This is a genomic window from Vibrio galatheae, assembly GCF_000967545.1.
GTDB lineage: Bacteria > Pseudomonadota > Gammaproteobacteria > Enterobacterales > Vibrionaceae > Vibrio > Vibrio galatheae.
In genome coordinates this window covers 26,623-47,128 of record NZ_JXXV01000012.1, presented here as the reverse complement: position 1 = coordinate 47,128, position 20,506 = coordinate 26,623, and the positions used below count along the sequence as shown (strand labels likewise).

The following is a 20,506-nucleotide window of genomic DNA, read 5'->3' as shown; positions in this document are numbered from 1 at the left end:
GTTAGGCTCCTAAACGACGAGAGCTAAATCGAGAAAGCCATTCAGAGATCAGCATCGATGCCAATGCAATAGCGATAGAAATAATACACAAACGCATCGCTTCCGTTTCTGAGCCTGGTGTTTCAATAAAGGTATACATCGCGAGCGGGATAGTTTGGGTTTCGCCCGGAATATTAGACACAAAACTGATAGTTGCCCCAAACTCACCCAAACTGCGCGCGAAAGACAACATAGTGCCAGTGATAATCCCGGGAATCGTCAATGGCAAAGTAATCGTAATAAAGATTTTTAATGGTGAGGCACCAAGTGTTGCCGCGGCTTGCTCTAATCGACCGTCGACATTTTCAAGGCTTAAACGTATGGAACGGACCATTAGCGGCAAAGCAACAACGATGCACGCCAAAACAGCACCTTTCCAACTAAACGAGAACACCACCCCAAAATGCTGATAGAGCCACTGACCTAGATAACCTTGACGTCCCATAAAAATGAGCAACAGATAACCGATAACAACAGGAGGCAATACTAAAGGCAAATGGATAAGGGAGTCGAGCAAGCTTTTGCCGAAGAACTGCTTTCGAGCCAACAGCCAAGCAAGTGCAATGCCCAACGGCAGCAACCAAAAGATCGAAAAAAGCGCGACTTTCAAACTCAGCAAAAGCGCTTGATATTCATATTCCGTCAGCAAAATTATCTTATTTCCTCAGCAAGTGAAAAACCGTAACTTAGCAGCACGTTTTGCGCCTGTCGCGAACTTAAAAACTCCGCAAACGCCTTGGTTTGTGGCTTCTCGTTAAGAACCGCCATCGGATAGACTATTCTAGTGTGGAGTTTCGCGGGCAACACAGCCACGATTTGAGATTCCTGACTCTGCATCGCATCTGTTTGATACACAATACCAAGAGGCGTCTCGCTTCTTTCGACCAATGTCAACGCAATACGAACATTGTTTGTTGGTGCGAGTCGCGACTCCAGCATTTGCCAAACGCCTAAATTAACCAACGCCTCTTTTGCATACATACCAGCAGGAACCGCATTAGGTTGTCCGATCGCGAGTCGAAACTCGCCAAGCTCCGCAAGCCAAGATTCGCTATCCGACAATTCGAATGGTACCTTCTCACCCTCGGGAGCAATAACAACCAGTCGATTTGACGCCAAATTAGTGACGGCGTCACTACCAACAACACCTTGGCCTTGTAAATACTCCATCCACTGCTGATTGGCTGAGATGTAAATGTCTGCTGGAGCACCTTGCGCTATCTGACGAGCTAGGGACGCACTCCCTCCATAGACCTTAGAGACAGCGACAGGCTGATTAGCTTCAAATTGAGTAACCAGTTCATTGACAACATTAGTCATCGATGACGCCGCATACACGCGCAGTTTCTCTGCATGAGTAGAAAAACTCGCACACATCAATAAGCTGAAAAGGTAACAATTTAGATTGGTCATAAGTCTATAATTCAGGCCAGAGTGCTTTTAAATCCAGGTGTTGTTCTATTGCATCGGCAATCATGTCAATCGCTTTTTGCTGATTAAGCCTATGGTCTATCTGCACGATGCTCTCAACACCGACCCATTGGCAAATGGCTTCAACAACATCTGAACGGTCAAAGATACCATGTAGATACGTTCCAAGTACCTGATTGCAGTCACTTATCGCCCCATCTTGCTGATTATTTTCTAATTCGATCAGCGCTTGATCGGAAACTTGGCTAATACCAGCGTGAATTTCGTAACCACTTACCGCAATGGATTTACCATCTAAATGCATGGTTCCACTCACATTAGTCAGTGTTTTTCCATCCTTAAGTTCCGTTTCCACATTTAAGAGACCAAGCCCCTGTGTTGAGCCAGGTGCACTTTCTATCCCTAGCGGATCATGGATCATAGTGCCAAGCATTTGAAACCCTCCACAGATTCCCATCACCTTGCCACCTAGCCTAACATGCCGACTAATGTCTTTATCCCAACCTTGTCTGCGCAGATAGTTAAGGTCGTCTCTGACCGATTTTGAACCAGGCAAAATGATCAAATCTGCCTTTGTTAACCGCTCGCCTTTACCTACATACGTCAGGTTGATATCAGGATTAAGTCTTAAAGCATCAAAATCGGTATGATTGCTAATGCGCGGAAAAACAGGCACAACGACGTTGATTTTGCTCTGCTCACTGCAGACTTGCTGGGCGTTAATCGCATCTTCTGCTTCTAAATCGAAACCATGCAGATAAGGCAAAACACCAAAAACAGGTTTTCCGGTTTTCTGTTCTAGCCAATCTAATCCGGGCTGCAGCAGTGAAATATCACCACGAAAACGATTGATGACAAAGCCTTTGACTCTTTGCTGTTCACTTTCAGACAACAGTGCAAGCGTACCGTACAAGTGCGCAAATACCCCGCCCCGATCAATATCAGCAACAATTATCACCGGAACATCGGCCTCTTCGGCAAAGCCCATATTAGCGATATCATTCTCACGCAAATTGATTTCTGCTGGGCTACCTGCACCTTCGATCATGACACAATCATATTGAGCCTGCAGAACAGAGAACGATTCCATGACCACAGGAAGCGCGACTTTTTTATAGCTTTGATAGCCAATCGCATCGACCGTTGTTGTCGCTTTGCCTTGGAAGATAACCTGTGCACCCATATCAGAATTGGGTTTAAGTAGCACCGGATTCATATGAACACTAGATTGAACGTTGGCAGCTAAAGCTTGCACCGCCTGAGCTCTGCCAATCTCACCGCCATCGGGCGTGACCGCGCTATTTAACGCCATATTCTGCGGCTTAAATGGTGCGACCTTAACATTTTTTCTTGCTAATACTCGGCACAAACCTGCCACAAGTACGCTCTTGCCGGCGTCGGAGGTTGTCCCTTGTACCATTAAGGCCTTAATTGTTGACTGCATAAATTATTTAAACTTAGTGAATCTCTCTCTAGCCCCATAATAACGGTATTTGGTTAATTTCCTCAACAATATGAATTCAATATGAATTTCGCGCTCAGCAAACGTTCAAATTGAGTTTGTTTTAATCCCTCCAACGAAGACCAACACAGACACACAAAGGAAATGACAATGAAAAACATCGTTCTTGCCACTGCAGCAGCCATCATCTTTGCGCCAACCTTAGCTTTAGCTAACGAAAATCCTCACAACAAGAGTAATAGTGTTCAATACATTGGGCCTGTAGAGGTTAGCACGCTGGATACACTTCTCACTGACAGCGGGATGTTCACAGAAAAAGACGTTGTCGTCGAAGGCCATCTATTGAGACAAATTAAAAGTGATACCTATATTTTTTCCGATGGTAAGGGCGAAATTCAGGTCGAACTCGACGATGACATTCGCTTGGCTCAACCCATCGACGAAAAAACTAAAGTACGCCTGTATGGTGAATATGAAGGCGGTAAAACACCGGAAATTGAAGTCGATCAACTGCTAATTCTATAATTATCCTGTATTCGTGCTCCGATTACGTTATGATTTGGCTTGTTTATTGCTAAGTATTCATTGTTTAAATAGCATCATAGTCAAATAATTATTGTTAGTCGGAGACTACTTTTGAAACAGATTATTTTAGCCAGTGCCTTGGCTCTTGCAGGGTTTAGCTTGAGCGCACAGGCAAACAATTTCAACTATAACTATTTTGAAGTTCGAACTGCGATCGGCCCTGAAATGACAGGGGCAGAGTTTAGTACCCTTTTCACTGAAAATTCTCACTTGATTCTTCGCGCAGACACTCAATTCGATAAAGACTACGACATAGCAGGTGGTATAGGCTTTAACGGCCCAATCAATCAGTTTGCTGACGTCTACGGCCAGTTACTTATCCACCAAGTAAAATACACTGAAGAATCCGGTGGTGAAAGTAATACACAAGCAGAAGTTAACATTGGTTTGAGAGTTTGGTTAACAGAGCAAGTTGAAGTGACAGGACGCCTTGGTCGTAATGATGATTCGTCGGTGGTTCACGCAGGTGTACGCTTTCACTCGACCCAGCAACTGTCCCTTTCAGCAGAAACGCGTAACAACGGACTCTACGGGCCGCAAGTTACTATGTCTGTCCGTTTCCAGTATTAATCAAGCTGACTAAGTTTAAAATACGAAAAAGCCCTGTGTTATTCAGGGCTTAAGCTTAACGAACAACGATTTTTCTAGAAATCAATTCGACGCCAGTTTTATAACGTTTAGACGCGGCATTCAACGCCAATTCCATCGCGCTGTCAGCAATCATCTCAAACTGCTGAGGCAAAGAGTTGATTTTCATTGGAAGAAAATCGAGTAGCCTGTTGTCACCAAACGTCCCAATCTTCACTTTCTTAGCGAGTTCACTGTTTTCTAACATGACGTCAAGTACGCCTTCAAGCAAGGTGTAAGACGTGGTGATGATCGCATCTGGGATATTTCCGTCTCTGCACCAATCTTCGAGAACCTGTTTACCAACGTTGCGATTAAAGTGATCGCCATAGCCAACGATTGAACTCACTCCACACTGCTTTACGGCCGAATTAAAGCCCAACTCCCGCTCACGCGAGATGTTAAGATCAGGCAATGCCCCAATTAAACCAAGAGTTGTGACGCCGTCACACACCACCGACTGGGTGAGGTCAAATGCTCCGCTGAAGTCCTCACTAATGACACTAGGAAAATGTTCATCATCGAGTGGGCGGTCGAGCGCGATGACAGGTGTCCCCTTTTGCTGTAGTTGCAAATAGAATTCACTCGCTTCGGGAATTACACTGGCAACAAACAAGGCATCAACTTTGCGACTGACTAACGCATGCACAACACTTTTTTCTGTTTCTGGCTCATCATCAGAACATGCGATAAGAATTTGATAGCCGGCTGAACGAGAGTTTTGCTCCAACAATTTGGCTAATCGAGCATAACTGGTATTTTCAAGATCTGGAATGATCAGCCCAAATGAACGACTTTGCCCGGCACGTAATGTGCTCGCGGCTAAATCTGGTCGATAGTTATGCTCGTTCACCACTTCCATTACTTTACGTTGAGTTTTCTCACTGATGCGGTACTTCTGAGCTTTGCCATTAATTACGTAACTCGCCGTTGTTTTTGAAACACCCGCAAGTTTGGCAATTTCATCTAACGTCATATCCTCAACCTTCATTATGTGCGCCGGATCATAATACGCTATAAATGATCCTACTCTGAGTTGAATTATAAGCTGAAACGATTCAGTATAAAAGCTGAAAGGATTCAGCATAAAGTAGAAAGTGAGCAAGGTCACTTATTTATTGCTAGTTATTTCGGTGTTTCGCCACAGATGATTCATCGATGAGTCGTAGCCTGAATCCACAAGTTTTTTATCTTTTTGCTGAATCGATTCAGTAGCATTAGGCAAAAAGGATCATGAGCACGATGTTGCTCTGTAAATTATTAAAACCTTAGAGCTGGAGAAGCACCATGCTTAAGTTAGCGCAAAGCGACATTACTCTGTCACAATCGGCACTGAATAAATTAGAAGCGATAAAAAGCATCGCTTTGAGCCTTACAAACAAAGGGTTAGTTGAGCAAGGCTATGTCGATGGCATGCTCAACAGAGAAATTCAAAACTCTACGTATCTTGGCAATGGTATCGCCATTCCACATGGTACGACGGATACTCGCTCGATGGTCAAAACCACTGGTGTTGCTGTACACCACTTCCCTCAAGGCGTCGACTGGGGAGATGGCAATACCGTCTTCGTTGCCATTGGGATCGCCGCTAAATCCGATGAACACTTGGGTATTCTAAAACAGTTGACTAAGGTTTTGGCTGCTGACGGCGTTGAAGAGCGTTTACGTCAAGCAAAGAGTGAACAAGACATCATCGCCCTACTCAACGGCGATGTGCAGCTAGAAGCTGAGTTTGATGCTTCACTTATCCAACTTCAATTTCCAGCAAGTGACATGGTGCAAATGAGCGCGGTAGCGGGAGGCTTATTAAAAAATACAGGTTGTGCCGGAAGTGAGTTCGTCGCGGATCTAGTAACCAAACAACCAACCCATTTAGGGCGTGGTTTGTGGCTAGTTGGGAGCGATAAACAAGTGACTCGTACGGGTCTATCGTTCGTTTCAACCGCTAACGACTGTGAGTTTGATGGCGAAAAATTACGCGCACTTATCGCATTTGCGGCCTGTAACAATGCGCACCAATCAATCTTAACGACAATTTCGAAACTTGTATTTAACGATAAGCATAACAAGCTGTTAGACGCATCCACAGCACAAATCCTCGCCCTATTCAAAGGCGAAGAGGTTGTCAGTGAAGCTGGCGACGCTGAAAACACCGCCATTTTTAAGATAAAAAATGCGCACGGCCTACACGCTCGTCCTGGTGCAATGTTGGTTGCGGAGGCGAAGAAATTTGAGTCGACTATCCGTGTTTCAAATTTAGATGGTGACGGCAAAGCGGTTAACGCCAAAAGCCTGATGAAAGTGATTGCACTAGGGGTTAAGCATGGTCATCAATTGCAATTTTCTGCCGAGGGGCCAGATGCAGCAACAGCGCTTGAATCTATTGGCAAAGCTATTGCCTCTGGATTAGGTGAAGGTTGAGGAGAGACGCTATGACTCTAGCAAAGACAAATAAAGTCGTCACCGTCACGCTTAATCCAGCCCTTGATCTTACAGGATCATTAGCGTCACTGAATGCTGGTGCGGTAAGCCTAGTTCACCAAAGCAATCTTCACGCTGCCGGGAAAGGTGTCAACGTGGCTAAAGTGCTAAGTGATATTGGTGCCGACGTCACAGTAACGGGCTTTTTAGGCAAAGATAACCCCGAGCTCTTCCACCAGCTGTTCGCGGAGATTCACGTCAATAACCAATTTATTGAAGTCGAAGGTGCAACCCGTATCAACGTTAAATTGGTCGAACAAGATGGCCGAGTGAGTGACATTAACTTTCCGGGTGTTGAAGTTACACAGGAAGAAATTGCACGCTTTGAAGCCACACTATTCCGCCTTGCCCAAACTCACGATTACTTCGTTATTGCAGGTAGTTTACCACGTGGTGTGACTGCCGATCAGTGTGCGATATGGATTGAGAAACTGCATCAGCTCGGAAAAAAAGTTCTGTTTGATAGCAGTAAACAGGCACTAAATGCGGGTGTAGAGGCTCATCCTTGGCTCATCAAACCAAACGACGAAGAGCTAAGTGAGTTTGTCGGTCAACACCTAGAAACCGCTGAGCAATGCCAAATCGCTGCGCAAACACTGAGCGATAAGGGGATAGAGAACATAGTGGTATCTATGGGTGCCGATGGCGTCATGTGGCTCAACCAAGGGCAATGGTTACGCTCTCAGCCGCCACGCATCAATGTCATTAGTACGGTTGGCGCTGGCGATACACTGGTTGCCGGACTCTGTTGGGGTCATATGCAATTGATGCCAAAACACGAATTATTGCGCTTCGCCACTTCGCTTTCTGCACTTGCAGTCAGCCAAGTTGGTGTGGGCCTAACCAGTCATCAAGAACTGGAGAATATAATGCTCGATACCAAAGTTAGCGAGCTAAACCCTATTACTAACTTAGATAACAACTAAGGAACAGAAGGTTATAAGTATGAATATCGCCATTATTACCGCATGTCCAAGTGGTGTAGCAAATAGCATCATCGCCGCGGGCCTGTTAGAACAAGCTGCTGCAAAATTAGAGTGGAATGCCAAGATCGAGTGCCAATCTCATGTAATTCAACCAGTCCAGCTAACGCAGGCGGATATTGAGCAAGCAGACGTTATCGTGATCGCCGCCAATACAGCCGTTGATACCTCTCGCTTTGTTGGTAAAAAAGTGTACCAAGCCGAAATAGGTTCGGTAACAGCAGACGCCACGGTTTTCTTACAAACTGCGGTTGAAAATGCAACAACTCTTGCACAGACAACGACACTATCGACAGCAGCATCGAGTGACACTTCATCTAAGAAGATAGTTGCTATAACAGCTTGCCCAACGGGTGTGGCACACACTTTTATGGCTGCTGAAGCGCTGGAAGACGAAGGCAAACGCCGTGGTCACCAAATCAAGGTAGAAACGCGCGGCTCTGTTGGCGCAAAGAATCAACTGACCGAGCAAGAAATTGCCGACGCTGATCTAGTTATCATTGCCGCTGACATTGAAGTGCCACTTGAGCGTTTCAATGGCAAGAAGATGTACCGCACTAAAACTGGCCCTGCGCTGAAGAAAACAGCACAGGAGATGGACAACGCTTTTGCACAGGCGACGGTTTACCAACACTCTGGTTCATCAGCAAGCTCGTCTACGACAGAGGAAAAGAAAAGTGCATACAAACACCTAATGACAGGGGTATCTCACATGCTTCCTGTGGTTGTCGCCGGTGGTTTGATCATCGCCCTATCATTCGTATTTGGCATCGAGGCATTTAAAGAAGAGGGCACGCTTGCGGCAGCGCTAATGACCGTAGGTGGTGGTTCAGCATTTGCACTAATGATACCTGTTCTGGCTGGTTTCATTGCTTTTTCAATCGCTGACCGCCCTGGCTTAGCCCCAGGGTTAGTTGGTGGCATGCTGGCCAGTTCCACTGGCGCTGGATTCCTTGGTGGTATCGCTGCAGGTTTTATTGCCGGTTACGCCGCTAAGTTCTTGGCAGAAAAAGTATCCTTGCCTCAATCAATGGAGGCGCTAAAGCCTATATTGATCATTCCTTTTGTCGCCACCCTATTTACCGGTCTGGTGATGATCTACATCGTCGGTGGCCCCGTTGCTGGAATCATGAATGGTCTTACCGATTTCTTGAACAGTATGGGCTCCGACAGCGCCGTTCTGCTTGGTATTATATTAGGTGCAATGATGTGCTTTGATTTGGGTGGTCCAGTAAACAAAGCAGCTTACGCATTTGGTGTCGGTCTATTGGCCTCACAACAGTATGCACCTATGGCGGCGATTATGGCTGCGGGTATGGTCCCAGCACTAGGCATGGGTGTCGCAACGTTCATCGCCAAAAACAAGTTCGAACAAAGTGAACGTGAAGCTGGCAAAGCCTCTTTTGTTCTAGGTCTGTGCTTTATCTCCGAAGGCGCGATTCCATTTGCTGCAAAAGACCCAATGCGTGTTATTCCAGCATGTATGGCTGGTGGTGCGCTAACAGGTGCCCTATCTATGTTGTTTGGCGCTAAACTCATGGCACCACATGGTGGCTTGTTCGTACTACTGATTCCAAATGCAATTACGCCTGTTCTCATGTATTTGGTTGCTATCGCCGCGGGTACAGCATTAACTGGTTTTACCTACGCTTTACTCAAAAGCAAAGCTGAACAAAAGCAAACCACAGCTGCGGCATAACAATATTGTTGCCAACGCCCCCAATTGATGGCACAAGCACCTCGTAATGAGGTGCTTTTTTTATCTCTGCCCGCGTCAAGATCCAATAAACGTGACGTTTATCCAAACAATATTCAATCATGCTCACAGTAACCACAACAAAAAGTGGGTAATCTACGCCTTCTATTGACTCGCTTAATAACTAGAACACTTCAATGCACAAACGTCGTCCCAAAATTATCATTCAATTTGCTACTGTGTTCTGTGCGCTGGCGTTCGTCCCCTTTCTCTATTTCTATACCCAATTTACTCATATCGAACAAAAAACACTTGAGTACGTCGAGCAATTGAACCGCAATAAGCTCGAATACTCCAAAGTTGAATTGCAAACTTCTCTGCTCAAGATCGGTGCATCACTGCGTTATCTTTCAAATAATGGCATGCTCAGCCAAGCCATTTTGCGCCCAACAGATGAGAACCTCGATGCGCTGAAAGAGTTTTGGCTACTGATTGCTCGAACCCAAGGTTACTATTCTCAGTTAAGATTTCTCGATGCAACAGGGATGGAAATCGTACGCATCAACAGTGGTGAGCAGTTTATTGAAGTTGTCGATCAAGAACGACTGCAATATAAAGGCGATCGAGATTACTTCTCCTTTGCCAAAACATTAGGGGACTATGACACGGGTAATTTTGGTATCGATCTAGAGCGTGAACAAGGTAGCGTGGTGCAGCCTTACAAACCAGCCTATCGAGTGATATACCCGATTACCCTTAATGGTGAGCGTAAAGGTTATTTTATCGCTAATCTTGATCTCAATCGTATCTATCATGGTTTAGCCTATAAGCGCGATCCTTCCAACTTACCCAGTGTCACGACTGACGATGGCTATTACCTGATGTTGAACGGTGGCGATAAAATTTTGGGCAACAGGATTGAAGCTCATCGAGATGCAAATATCGCCCTGCAATACCCTAAACTATGGAGTGAGCTGCAGTTAAACAAATTTGGTACGGTCAGAGAGCAAGACGTTTGGATATCGTTTACTACCGCAGAACTGCATGATGTAGAACATGTAAAGGAGTTGATATTCTTTGTCAGAACGCCATTAGAACAAGCGGCAACCTTTACCAACGATGCAAGTTATGATCTATACCAACAAGCTTCCTTCATCGTGATTATTATTTTGTTGCTGACAACAACGTTTGTTACATGGAATCACAACCATGAAAAAAACAGCCTAGACAGTAAAATTGCCAGAGCCGCAATGAATGGTATGTCTGCCGTTGTCATTACGGATCGCAACAACCGAATCATCCAAGTCAACAGCGAATTCACTCGCATTAGTGGCTACACGCTCGAAGATGTTAAGGGGCAGCCACCTTCTCTCTTTGCTTCAGGTAAGCATCAGCAAGAGTTCTATATGAATATGTGGAAGGTACTTGAGGAACAGGGATTATGGGAAGGTGAAGTGGTCAATAAACGCCGTGATGGGTCATTGATCACCGAAATTTTACGTATCCAAACCGTTAGAGATAGATTTGGTGTGATTCAATTTTACGTCGCTTCCTTTGTCGATATTTCGCAGCGAATTGAATTAGAAAACCGATTAAGAGAACTGAGTGAAAAAGATCCAATGACCTCGCTTTGGAATCGGAGAAAATTTGACACAGAAATGCAAACTCAAGCGATGCTCGCAAAACGATACAGCGATAGTGAAAGTGCGGCATTAGCCTTAATCGACATTGATCATTTTAAACGAATCAACGATACCTACGGCCATGACCAAGGCGATGAGGCCATCAAGCAGGTCGCCGAATGTCTGGTTGCACAGCTAAGGGAAACGGATATCGTCGCTCGAATCGGCGGCGAAGAGTTCGCGATCATTATGCCTAATACCCCCTTGCCAGAAGCGGATCGAGTATTGAATCGAGTTCGCGTCGCGATCAATCAGCAAAGCAAACTGGACATTACTGTCAGCGCGGGAGTGACAGAGATATCCAACAAGCCACAAGCTACCTATAAACGTGCAGACATTGCACTGTATGAATCAAAATCTTTAGGTCGCAACCAAGTATCTGTTCTTTCAGTTAACGAAACACAGACCATTGCCTAGTTTTGGTGCATAAGGGTTTACTAATGCACCAAGTTCACACATTTTCTTTGTAGCGAACTGTAACAGCCCCCATTAAACGGCCTTCTTCTGGTTGGCGCAGATCTTGAACTAATCTTGATATGTTCCTTGTTGCGCTATATGGAGATAGAAAATGCAGGATACACTTACCGTCATCTTAGCGGGTGGCATGGGCTCTCGTCTTAGCCCTCTCACGGATGACCGAGCTAAACCCGCAGTTCCGTTCGGAGGCAAATACCGAATTATCGACTTCACGCTCACTAATTGTTTGCACTCGGGTTTGAGAAGAATTCTGGTCCTTACTCAGTACAAGTCCCATTCATTGCAAAAGCACTTGCGTGACGGATGGTCGCTGTTTAACCCAGAACTCGGTGAGTTTATCTCAGTTGTCCCTCCTCAAATGCGCGGTAAAGGAAAATGGTATGAGGGAACTGCCGACGCAATCTATCACAACCTATGGCTGCTCAATCGAAGCGATGCCAAGCACGTCATCGTTTTGTCTGGCGATCACATCTATCGTATGGATTACGCAGAGATGTTAAAAGATCACATTGCGAAAGGAGCCAAACTCACCATAGCGTCGATGGACATTGCGCAAAAAGAGGCATCCGCGTTTGGGGTTTTATCTATCGACGAAAACAGCGCTGTAAAACGATTTAACGAAAAACCGAGTGAACCTGAAGCAATGCCGAGTGATCCTGAGCGCAGCCTTGTGTCGATGGGTATTTATATCTTCGAAATGGAAACGCTGCAACGTGTGCTAACAGCCGATGCCGAGAAATCAGATTCCTCACACGACTTCGGTAAAGATATTATTCCCAGCCTAATCGAAGAAAAAGGCGTTTATGCTTACAACTTCTGCTCTGATCGTGGCCGTGTTGCGCGGGATTGTTATTGGAGAGATGTCGGTACCATTGACTCTTTTTACCAGGCCAACATGGATCTTTTAGAGCCGATTCCACCGATGAATCTGTACCAAGCGAACTGGGGTATCCGTACTTATGAGCCTCAACTACCACCCGCGAGAACAGTATCGTCAGCCACTGGCAACGAAGGCATTTTCATCAACTCAATCATTGCCAACGGCGTGATTAACTCTGGTGGTTCAGTGCAACACTCAGTGATCTCATCTAATGTGCGCATTAACGACTGTGCGATGGTCGTTGACAGTATTTTGTTCGATGATGTAGAAGTTGGTGAAGGGTGCAAACTGGTTAACTGCATCATCGACAAACACGTAAGAATACCAGCCAACACGTCGATTGGTTTAAATCCGATTGAAGATGCGAAACGATTTAAGATCTCGGACAAGGGTATTGTTGTTGTACCAGAAAGCTACAAATTCTAGCCCCTCTCCTCACTTAGCCGTCTAGATAATGTGCGTTAGTAGTTAGTCGAATAAATTAAACCCCTTGCTCGTGAGATTAAGGGGTTTGTTGCAGAAGATTGACTAGATCTCCTAAAGGGGAAACGAGAACAACTCTCGTTAATGGTTAGTATTGATCAACTAACACCAAAAAAACACGGTAAAACGAACAAACCTTGCTTCCCCATTTTTAACTGGTCAATTTCGCTTTCGGGGTTTCGTTGAAATGACGTTTGAATTCACGCGAAAACTGCGATGCGCTGTTGTAACCCACCAAGCGAGCCGCGTCCCCTACTCTTACCCCTTCTAGCTGAATAAGTTCGCGCGCCTTATCTAGGCGTACTTTTTTAATGTATTGGATTGGTGAGGCTAATGTGACATTTCTAAATGCTTGATGGAACGCAGAGACACTCATGTTGGCATGCTCAGCAAGATCTTGCACCGTAACGTTACGTGTATAGTTTTTGTGCAGATAATCAAGCGCTTTCGCGACTCTTGCGTAATGGCCTTCGTGACGGGCAAGATCAAACAGAACGTTGCCTTCTTTGCTCATCAACGCACGATAAGCCAGCTCTTCCATCAAACTCTCACCAATGACCGCATGTTCAACCGGATGGCACAACGCTTTCATTAGTCGCTCACAAACGTCGAGCATATCTCTATCCATACTGACAGACTTGAGTCCGGATCGAGTATTACAATCTCGACAAGGCTTGTAGCAATTGAGGCTATCAAGTTTATTGACTAGGCGATGCAACACTTGAGGATCAATATCGATCGTCAATCCCAATAAAGGTTCACCGTCAACCGCTATCGCTTCGCACTCTAGCGGCATCGGTACTCCAACAACGAGGTATTCTTCTGGCCCATACTGAACGGGTTGATTACCTAGATAAATGTTCTTCCTACCCTGACCAAGCACGATCAACCCAGATTGATAAACAAAAGGTTTGCGCGCGTTTCCTGTGCTACTTCGATAGAAGTACAAGCCATCAATTTCCGTCTTAGCCATGCCTTCTAGTTGATCGAGTCCTTTTTGATCTACGTATTGCTTCATTAAAGTAGCCAGTGACATATTTTTTCCATTGATAGTTTAAATTTAGAGAAATAGGCAAAATCAATGGAGAAATTGACCTTTTAATGATCCAAAGTCAAGACTAATATGCATCTTAACAGCACAACCCATTAAACTAAAATGGCAGCAAGAGGCAAATACCATGCATTTTACTTATGTCAATCCGACTCAAATCAACTTCGGTCAGGGCCAAATCCAAAGCATTCAATCCAATATTCCTGTAGAGCAGAAAGTCTTAGTCATTTATGGTGGTGGCTCGATTAAAAACAATGGTGTTTATGACCAAGTCGTAAATGCGCTAAAAGACCACACATGGTGTGAGTTTTCCGGTGTTGAGCCAAACCCAACTAAAGAGACACTTGATCGCGCTGTCGCTATCGTGAAAGAGCAATCTATCGACTTTATTCTTGCCGTCGGCGGCGGATCTGTTATTGACGGTTCAAAATACGTGGCTGCGGCAGCTAAATATGACGGCGACGGTTGGGACATTATGCTGGGTCAACATCGCGTGACTTCTGCCGTGCCCCTTGGTGCTATATTGACGCTCCCAGCAACGGGCTCAGAGTCAAATATGGGTGCAGTTGTCACCAAGGCAGAGACTCAAGACAAACTGTCATTCATGACACCGCATGTACAGCCTAAATTCGCGGTTATGGATCCAGATGTAATGAAAACGCTGCCTGAGAAGCAACTGATCAACGGAATTGTTGATGCTTGGGTTCACGTGTGTGAGCAATACATCACTCGACGTCATGATGCTATGGTGCAAGATGGTTACGCAGAAGCACTACTCAGAAACCTGAAAACACTCGGTGAGCAATTTGACGAGCGCGACAACGATGCATGGCGCGCGAATCTGATGTGGTCAGCGAATCAGGCACTGAATGGCCTAATTGGCTCTGGTGTGCCACATGATTGGGCAACTCATATGATCGGCCATGAATTTACCGCGCTTTGGGGGGTTGATCATGCGCGCTCTTTAGCCATCGTACAGCCTTCTTTGTTGCGCAATCAAATCGATGCCAAAAGAGCTAAGTTAGAGCAAATGGGTAAAAATGTATTTGGCCTTGCTCAATCGGATGATCTTGCCGAACAGGCGATTGCAGCAATCGAAGCATTTTATCAGTCACTTGGCGTCACAACTCAGTTTAGTGAATACGAAAACGGCAAGGAAGACGCCGTCGAAGCTGTCATTGAGCAATTATCTCAACACGGTATGACCGCCCTTGGTGAAAATCAGGCAATCGATCTAGAGCAGAGTCGCCGAATACTGAGTCTCGCTATTGCGTAAATTTAGCTAAGTTATTAATCTTAAAAGCAGCATTCGCTGCTTTTTTGTTTGTATTTATTGTCTCGGATGTTGTTCTTGCTGTCGACAGATTCCGCAGCCACTCAGCGTTTCTCGGCATGTCATTATGATCACCTACTACACTGCGCAATCACTACTCACACTCTCTGTCGTCGCCAGCGGATTTTATACCTGAAAACGGTAGATTAAATCATCATAACGTTGGCCGCCTATTTGGTAGGCATCTTTTTCACGCTCAGCAAGTTTAAACCCCGCTTTCTCTAGCACTTTACACGAAGCAATATTGCCGTCAGTCACGATCGCATTGACCGTTTTAATCGGAAATTCTGCTTTTGCATGATCCATTAACGCTATCAGCGATTCTGTGCCATAGCCCTTGCCATGAAACTCTGGTAGTAGCAGATAACCCACTTCGATTTCGTTTATGTTTTGCTCTGAAACACAAAGCCCAGTCACCCCAATTGGGGTACCCGTCTGCTTTTCACTTATCACTAGGCACAACCAATGACTATCAGGCCACTTCCATTCAGGTAATCTAGATTCAAAACGCTGGCGGATTTGCTCGGTTGACGGTTTATCAAAGGCGTAACGAATAACGTCTTCATCTTGGTTTAACCGTTCAAATAGGGCCCAGTCTTTATCTGTAATTTGAGTCATTACAAGTTGTTCTGATTCAATGCAGTTCATATGCTCTCTATCTAATTAATTCATCTAACGATTGCTTCGACTTTTCAACCAGCAAAGCCAAACGTTGCCTATTTTGTGAGTAAAGTGCTAACGGCTGTGATGACATTTCAATCTCTAAGCTCAAGTCATATAGTGCTTCGAGCCCCAAGCTACCTGCAGATCCTTTTAATTTATGTATTAGCTGAACGATGGCGTGAGCATCTTGATCTCGCTGCGCAGATTTAAGCAAATCTAACACTTCGTTCGCCCCAATGTGAAACATCTCGACAATTTGTGTCATTTTGTCTTTGCCTAATACATCCATATCGGCCAATAAAACACGAGTATTGATAATGGCTCTCTGCTCTGTGTCGATCTCTGGTTGCGGATAGTCGTCTTGATCAAGCAACAAAGGCTGACCTTCGAGATGACTTTGAATCGTACGGCATAACCGATCTTTATCAAGCGGCTTTGGCAAGTAGTCATCAAAACCTGCCGCGAGGTAACCTTCAACCTCCTCGCGGTAAACATGCGCCGAAACCGCAATCATTGGTGTGTAAAGTTGGGGTGAAAGCTGCGCTTGGTATGCTTTAAACTGCGCGAGTAAATCAACACCGTTCCCATCGGGAAGATTGATGTCCATTAAGACCAAATCATAAGTCGACTGCTTAAACAGCGCCAATGCTTGTGCACCGTTAATCGCAGTGTCGACAACATGATTCATACTCGCAAGAAAGCCTTCAGCCACTAAACAGTTGACTGGATTGTCTTCTACGAGAAGAACTTTGGCTTTGATACTACTGCTGGTTGGCGTTCGTGCTTGAACGTATTCTTTGCCCTCAGTAAGCGGAATAGAAAACCAGAAGCAGCTCCCTTCGCCAAGGTTGGAATCAACGTAGAGACGTCCCCCCATGGCTTCCACTAGACGCTTGCAAATCGCTAAACCTAGCCCTGTTCCGCCTTTGTTGCCAACACCTCCAGATGCTTGAGTGAATGCTTCGAATAACGTCAATTGCTCCTCAGCACTGATTCCAACGCCAGTGTCCGTCACCTCAAACATCACATTGCCGACCGTATCTGGGTCGATTGCAACATAGATATCAACATTACCCCTTTCGGTAAATTTTATCGCGTTGCCAACTAGGTTATTTAACACCTGACTGATACGAGTGGCATCACCAAACCAATATCTTTTTACGTCACTTTCAATGCAATACTCTAATTGCAGTGATTTTTGCTTTGCATGCCCCAGAAGTAACTGCTTGGCGTCATCCACCATTGCATGAAGATTGAAATTGATCGGTCGGATTTCTAGGTGACCCGCCTCAATCTTTGAGTAGTCTAAAACGTCGTTTAATATGGCTAACAAGTTATTTCCACTGCGATTAATAACGTCAACATACTGTGCTTGGACTTGATTCAGATCTGTCTCTTGTAGCAGTTGTACCGTCCCTAACACACCATTCATCGGCGTTCTGATTTCATGGCTCATTGTGGCAAGAAAGGTTGATTTAGCTTTATTCGCCTGCTCGGCTTCTTCACGTGCCCGAGTATGGTTATCCACCTCTTGGTTTAAACGCATATTCGCGTCTTGCAGTTGCTGAGTTCTTTCATCGACTAACTCTTCGAGTTGCTCTTTATGAGCTTCAAGCTCTCGCTTGGCAACCGCTTCACTTTCAGCGACGACTTTAAGTGCTTTAGCCGTGTTTCTTGCAGTGATGATCGCTTGGCCCATATGTGCCAATTCATCTTTACCTTTGATGGTGAGCTCAACGTCTAATTGTCCGTTGGCAATGGCCACCAGCGCTGAAGAATATTGGTCTAAGCGTTTTAATACCGATATATAAACCACTTTCCAAACGATCCAGACCACTATGATTAAGCTAAGCATCGTTATCACCGCCAGTGTTAGTTGCGCATACTCGAGCGTGGCCTTCAACTTTGATACGGCATCTGCGGTGGTAGCGTTAGAGTCATCAACCAATTTGTTCACTGTGGTATTGAGCGTCGAAAACTGGGTTAAGGTAACTTGCATCAATCGCTGGGCTTCACGTTCGTTATCGTAAGCTTGGATTAATCGTTCAAAAACGCCCTCATGTTGCTGCAATTTTTTAAGTAAAGTCGCCATCTGTTTGGATCGCGTTGGATCTTCCACCGACTTAACGCGGCGGTTCATGATACTTAGATTGAGATTAAATTCATGGCGGATGGTAAAAATACGTTCAAAGTTTGAAACGGTACGAGTCTCTTCAATATGGTTGAGCAATTTGAACGCAAGCAAATGAAGTTCGTGCAAACGTTCAGCCAAATCCAGATCGACTTCGACCAATGTATCGAGTGCTTTATAGGCTTGTTCCCGCTGGTCTTTATCAAGTAACGCGTAAATATGTGTCACGTTGGCGACAGCAATCGTTGAAGTATTGGCGACTTGAGTACGAGTGAGTTGTTCGAGCTCTGTCGCTAGTGCACGCAATTCTTCAGTTTGCCATTGCAGCTCATCATTTAAAACAAGTCGCCGCTCAACCGTACTTCCGAGCTTAGCTAAAGTATCGATAACACCTTGAACATCATTTTCCAACCGATCCAGCAGCGACGAATCAAATGCGTCTTCACCTAACTGGGTAATATGTCTCATCATAGATTCGAGCAATGAAAACAGCTCTTTACCAGATTTCTGGCGTTCTGCCTCAGTTTTCGCATTAGACAAGGTTTGAACTAAGGAGATGATACGAGAGCTGAGCTCGGATACCTGTCGCGCCTCTATCATGGCTGGAATCGCGGAGTTGACAACTTTACGCTCAGTTTTTTCGATTGAAGTGAAGCCAAACATACCGATTAGTGCAGAGATTAAGACAAGCAGTGTCATCGCTAAAAATGCCAGCAGTAACTTGCGACCAATACTCGCTTTAGCCAATAACATTGGGATTCTTCACTTCTTAACTCTTGAGGAATGAGTTATATTTTGCAGTGTTTATAGGCCCATTACCAATGAAATGCTGTATGTCTTTGATCTCTGCAATCAAATTATCTTTAAAGGTCGTGACAGCTCTTCTTGTTTCTATATCCGTGCCGACCTCTGTTAGCTTTGCGACTGAACCGACAATGATTTGCGCGATTTATCCTCATTTGAAGGATTCTTATTGGCTTTCGGTTAACTACGGCATGGTTGACCAAGCCAAGAAAGAGGGCATCGAACTCCGTGTTTTAGAGTCAGGTGGATACCTTAATCTTGAAAAACAGCGCGAACAAATGTCACAGTGCGTTGAATGGCAAGCTGACGCAATTATATTGGGCAGCGTTTCACCCGAGCTCTTCTACTCCTCATTAAACTCAGTCGCCGCATCAATCCCGGTTTTTGCAACGGTCAACCAACTCACCCTCGACAACTCAAATCAAGCCGCACTAAAAGGGCAAGTTGGGGTGAATTGGTATTGGATGGGTTTCTATGCCGGTGATTACCTCAAAACCAAACATCCTATTGGTTCTGGGGTGGTCAATGTTGTGTTACTCCCAGGTCCTCAATTAAGTGGTGGCACGAAACCTGTTATAGAAGGCTTTTATTCAGCGATAGCCGCAAGCGATATTAATGTTGTCGAAACCTACTGGGCAGACAATGACAAAGAACTGCAACGCAACTTAGTTCAAATAGCGATTGATAACAAAAATATAGATTATATAGTGGGAAGTGCGGTGGCCATAGAAGCGGCGATTAGTGAACTTCGCAGCACCAATCTGACAAATGAGATTAAGCTCATCTCTACTTATCTGAGTCACGGTGTGTACCGCGGGTTACTTAGAAATAAGGTCGAGTTCGCTCCTACCGATAAAATGGTACTCCAAGGTAGGATGTCGATTTTGCAAGCCACCCACTACTTGCGCGGAGAAGATTACAACAAAAAACAAGCGCCGACGATCGAGTCTCTGACTCCACAAAATTTGAACCCTGAGGTGATAGCCCAATCTTTGTCTCCTTCAGAGTATCGACCAACATTTAACGTATATAGCGAAAACAATTAGGAAGTCTAAATGGAAAAAACGACGCGTACCCTGCCGGCACACAAACATATCGCACTTGTCGCCCACGACAACTGTAAGCCCGAGCTACTGCGCTGGGTAAATGAAAACAAAGAAAAGCTACAACGTCACTTTCTTTACGCTACCGGTACAACTGGTACCATGTTAAGTAAAGAGACCGGGCTAGCGGTTAAGAGCATGATCAGTGGCCCTATGGGCGGTGACCAGCAGATAGGCGCATTGATTTCCGAGAAGAAACTCGATGTGTTGATTTTTTTCTGGGATCCACTCAATGCCGTACCGCATGACCCAGATGTTAAAGCCCTATTGCGTATTGCTAGTGTGTGGAACATCCCAGTCGCCACCAACCGAGCGACAGCGAAATTTATTATTCAATCAGAGCTTATCGAACAAGAAGTCTCGATTGAGATACCTGATTACGAAGCGTATCTAGCTAAGCGAACCTAAACACCTTGGTCACATACAGAGCTCGCACCACGCGAGCTTTGTTCCCTTCACAGAACGAAAAACTGACTAATATATGAAATGCTTCTCAATATTTACGAATAATTTTAACGCTTAAGCGATGCAACGATCCCTTTAGCTAAAATAGATTTGTCAGACAAACTCAGCCTAGCTAACCTGTTTTAGGCCA

17 protein-coding genes and 1 pseudogene are annotated in these 20,506 nt (G+C 45.1%); 11 read left to right on the top strand and 7 right to left on the bottom strand.

Annotated features, from left to right (window positions below; translation table 11 throughout):
• Position 1: 1 nt before the first annotated feature.
• The 3 genes from modB to TW81_RS05870 are packed head-to-tail and all read right to left on the bottom strand — an operon-like array spanning position 2 to position 2,914.
• Entirely contained in the window at positions 2 to 685 is a 684-nt protein-coding gene (gene modB, locus TW81_RS05880; protein ID WP_045954945.1) for a molybdate ABC transporter permease subunit, read from the bottom strand.
• A gap of 5 nt (positions 686 to 690) precedes the next feature.
• Positions 691 to 1,452: a molybdate ABC transporter substrate-binding protein gene (modA, locus tag TW81_RS05875; protein ID WP_045954778.1), complete on the bottom strand. Its 762-nt coding sequence runs from the start codon at positions 1,450 to 1,452 to the stop codon at positions 691 to 693.
• Positions 1,453 to 1,456: 4 nt separating this feature from the next.
• A complete protein-coding gene (locus TW81_RS05870) occupies positions 1,457 to 2,914 on the bottom strand; it encodes a cobyric acid synthase (protein WP_045954777.1) in 1,458 nt (485 codons plus the stop codon).
• A 168-nt stretch (positions 2,915 to 3,082) separates the two neighbouring features.
• Here TW81_RS05870 and TW81_RS05865 point away from each other — a divergent pair, with 168 nt between their 5' ends.
• Together TW81_RS05865 and TW81_RS05860 are read left to right on the top strand one after the other, a co-directional pair.
• Entirely contained in the window at positions 3,083 to 3,457 is a 375-nt protein-coding gene (locus tag TW81_RS05865; protein WP_045954776.1) for a YgiW/YdeI family stress tolerance OB fold protein, read from the top strand.
• Between the two features lie 111 nt (positions 3,458 to 3,568).
• Entirely contained in the window at positions 3,569 to 4,087 is a 519-nt protein-coding gene (locus tag TW81_RS05860) for a hypothetical protein (RefSeq protein WP_045954775.1), read from the top strand.
• 55 nt (positions 4,088 to 4,142) lie between these two features.
• On the opposite strand, the gene cra is transcribed toward TW81_RS05860, so the two are convergent.
• A complete protein-coding gene (gene cra / locus TW81_RS05855) occupies positions 4,143 to 5,120 on the bottom strand; it encodes a catabolite repressor/activator (protein ID WP_045954774.1) in 978 nt (325 codons plus the stop codon).
• A gap of 311 nt (positions 5,121 to 5,431) precedes the next feature.
• On the opposite strand from cra, the gene fruB reads away from it, so the two are divergent.
• The 5 genes from fruB (at position 5,432) to glgC (ending at position 12,769) form a co-directional block, all read left to right on the top strand.
• Positions 5,432 to 6,565, top strand: a complete 1,134-nt coding sequence (fruB, locus tag TW81_RS05850) for a fused PTS fructose transporter subunit IIA/HPr protein (RefSeq protein WP_045954773.1) — start codon at positions 5,432 to 5,434, stop codon at positions 6,563 to 6,565.
• Between the two features lie 11 nt (positions 6,566 to 6,576).
• Positions 6,577 to 7,551, top strand: a complete 975-nt coding sequence (pfkB, locus tag TW81_RS05845) for a 1-phosphofructokinase (RefSeq protein ID WP_045954772.1) — start codon at positions 6,577 to 6,579, stop codon at positions 7,549 to 7,551.
• 19 nt (positions 7,552 to 7,570) lie between these two features.
• Positions 7,571 to 9,307, top strand: coding sequence for a PTS fructose transporter subunit IIBC (gene fruA, locus TW81_RS05840; protein WP_045954771.1), 1,737 nt, complete (start codon positions 7,571 to 7,573; stop codon positions 9,305 to 9,307).
• A gap of 194 nt (positions 9,308 to 9,501) precedes the next feature.
• Positions 9,502 to 11,403, top strand: a complete 1,902-nt coding sequence (locus tag TW81_RS05835) for a sensor domain-containing diguanylate cyclase (protein ID WP_045954770.1) — start codon at positions 9,502 to 9,504, stop codon at positions 11,401 to 11,403.
• A gap of 151 nt (positions 11,404 to 11,554) precedes the next feature.
• Positions 11,555 to 12,769, top strand: coding sequence for a glucose-1-phosphate adenylyltransferase (gene glgC, locus TW81_RS05830; RefSeq protein ID WP_045954769.1), 1,215 nt, complete (start codon positions 11,555 to 11,557; stop codon positions 12,767 to 12,769).
• Between the two features lie 208 nt (positions 12,770 to 12,977).
• Here glgC and TW81_RS05825 read toward each other — a convergent pair whose 3' ends face one another.
• Positions 12,978 to 13,862, bottom strand: a complete 885-nt coding sequence (locus TW81_RS05825) for an AraC family transcriptional regulator (protein ID WP_045954768.1) — start codon at positions 13,860 to 13,862, stop codon at positions 12,978 to 12,980.
• Between the two features lie 142 nt (positions 13,863 to 14,004).
• Between TW81_RS05825 and TW81_RS05820 the strand changes: the two genes are divergently transcribed.
• Positions 14,005 to 15,153: an iron-containing alcohol dehydrogenase gene (locus tag TW81_RS05820; RefSeq protein ID WP_045954767.1), complete on the top strand. Its 1,149-nt coding sequence runs from the start codon at positions 14,005 to 14,007 to the stop codon at positions 15,151 to 15,153.
• Between the two features lie 50 nt (positions 15,154 to 15,203).
• A pseudogene (locus TW81_RS19525) lies at positions 15,204 to 15,346 on the top strand (lysoplasmalogenase family protein); the annotation flags it as partial.
• Here the strand turns inward: TW81_RS19525 and TW81_RS05815 are convergent.
• Positions 15,337 to 15,858 (bottom strand): GNAT family N-acetyltransferase, encoded by a 522-nt coding sequence (locus TW81_RS05815; protein WP_045954766.1) that lies wholly within the window; start codon positions 15,856 to 15,858, stop codon positions 15,337 to 15,339. The pseudogene TW81_RS19525 and the gene TW81_RS05815 overlap by 10 nt on opposite strands.
• Before the next feature lie 7 nt (positions 15,859 to 15,865).
• Positions 15,866 to 18,757, bottom strand: coding sequence for a TMAO reductase system sensor histidine kinase/response regulator TorS (gene torS, locus TW81_RS05810; protein WP_045954765.1), 2,892 nt, complete (start codon positions 18,755 to 18,757; stop codon positions 15,866 to 15,868).
• A gap of 80 nt (positions 18,758 to 18,837) precedes the next feature.
• On the opposite strand from torS, the gene torT reads away from it, so the two are divergent.
• Both torT and TW81_RS05800 read left to right on the top strand, forming a co-directional pair.
• Positions 18,838 to 19,854: a TMAO reductase system periplasmic protein TorT gene (torT, locus tag TW81_RS05805; RefSeq protein WP_045954764.1), complete on the top strand. Its 1,017-nt coding sequence runs from the start codon at positions 18,838 to 18,840 to the stop codon at positions 19,852 to 19,854.
• 9 nt (positions 19,855 to 19,863) lie between these two features.
• Positions 19,864 to 20,319 carry a methylglyoxal synthase gene (locus TW81_RS05800; protein ID WP_045954763.1) on the top strand — a complete coding sequence of 152 codons (456 nt, stop codon included), beginning with the start codon at positions 19,864 to 19,866 and terminating at the stop codon, positions 20,317 to 20,319.
• Positions 20,320 to 20,506: the final 187 nt, after the last annotated feature.

What these genes read in the sequence shown, in the direction of transcription:
- torS (WP_045954765.1), bottom strand. Translation starts at nt 18,757, where the DNA reads ATGTTATTGGCTAAAGCGAGTATTGGTCGCAAGTTACTGCTGGCATTT.
- glgC (WP_045954769.1), top strand. Translation starts at nt 11,555, where the DNA reads ATGCAGGATACACTTACCGTCATCTTAGCGGGTGGCATGGGCTCTCGT.
- pfkB (WP_045954772.1), top strand. Translation starts at nt 6,577, where the DNA reads ATGACTCTAGCAAAGACAAATAAAGTCGTCACCGTCACGCTTAATCCA.
- fruA (WP_045954771.1), top strand. Translation starts at nt 7,571, where the DNA reads ATGAATATCGCCATTATTACCGCATGTCCAAGTGGTGTAGCAAATAGC.
- TW81_RS05820 (WP_045954767.1), top strand. Translation starts at nt 14,005, where the DNA reads ATGCATTTTACTTATGTCAATCCGACTCAAATCAACTTCGGTCAGGGC.
- TW81_RS05825 (WP_045954768.1), bottom strand. Translation starts at nt 13,862, where the DNA reads ATGTCACTGGCTACTTTAATGAAGCAATACGTAGATCAAAAAGGACTC.
- TW81_RS05815 (WP_045954766.1), bottom strand. Translation starts at nt 15,858, where the DNA reads ATGAACTGCATTGAATCAGAACAACTTGTAATGACTCAAATTACAGAT.
- TW81_RS05800 (WP_045954763.1), top strand. Translation starts at nt 19,864, where the DNA reads ATGGAAAAAACGACGCGTACCCTGCCGGCACACAAACATATCGCACTT.
- cra (WP_045954774.1), bottom strand. Translation starts at nt 5,120, where the DNA reads ATGACGTTAGATGAAATTGCCAAACTTGCGGGTGTTTCAAAAACAACG.
- TW81_RS05870 (WP_045954777.1), bottom strand. Translation starts at nt 2,914, where the DNA reads ATGCAGTCAACAATTAAGGCCTTAATGGTACAAGGGACAACCTCCGAC.
- fruB (WP_045954773.1), top strand. Translation starts at nt 5,432, where the DNA reads ATGCTTAAGTTAGCGCAAAGCGACATTACTCTGTCACAATCGGCACTG.
- torT (WP_045954764.1), top strand. Translation starts at nt 18,838, where the DNA reads ATGTCTTTGATCTCTGCAATCAAATTATCTTTAAAGGTCGTGACAGCT.
- modA (WP_045954778.1), bottom strand. Translation starts at nt 1,452, where the DNA reads ATGACCAATCTAAATTGTTACCTTTTCAGCTTATTGATGTGTGCGAGT.
- TW81_RS05835 (WP_045954770.1), top strand. Translation starts at nt 9,502, where the DNA reads ATGCACAAACGTCGTCCCAAAATTATCATTCAATTTGCTACTGTGTTC.
- TW81_RS05865 (WP_045954776.1), top strand. Translation starts at nt 3,083, where the DNA reads ATGAAAAACATCGTTCTTGCCACTGCAGCAGCCATCATCTTTGCGCCA.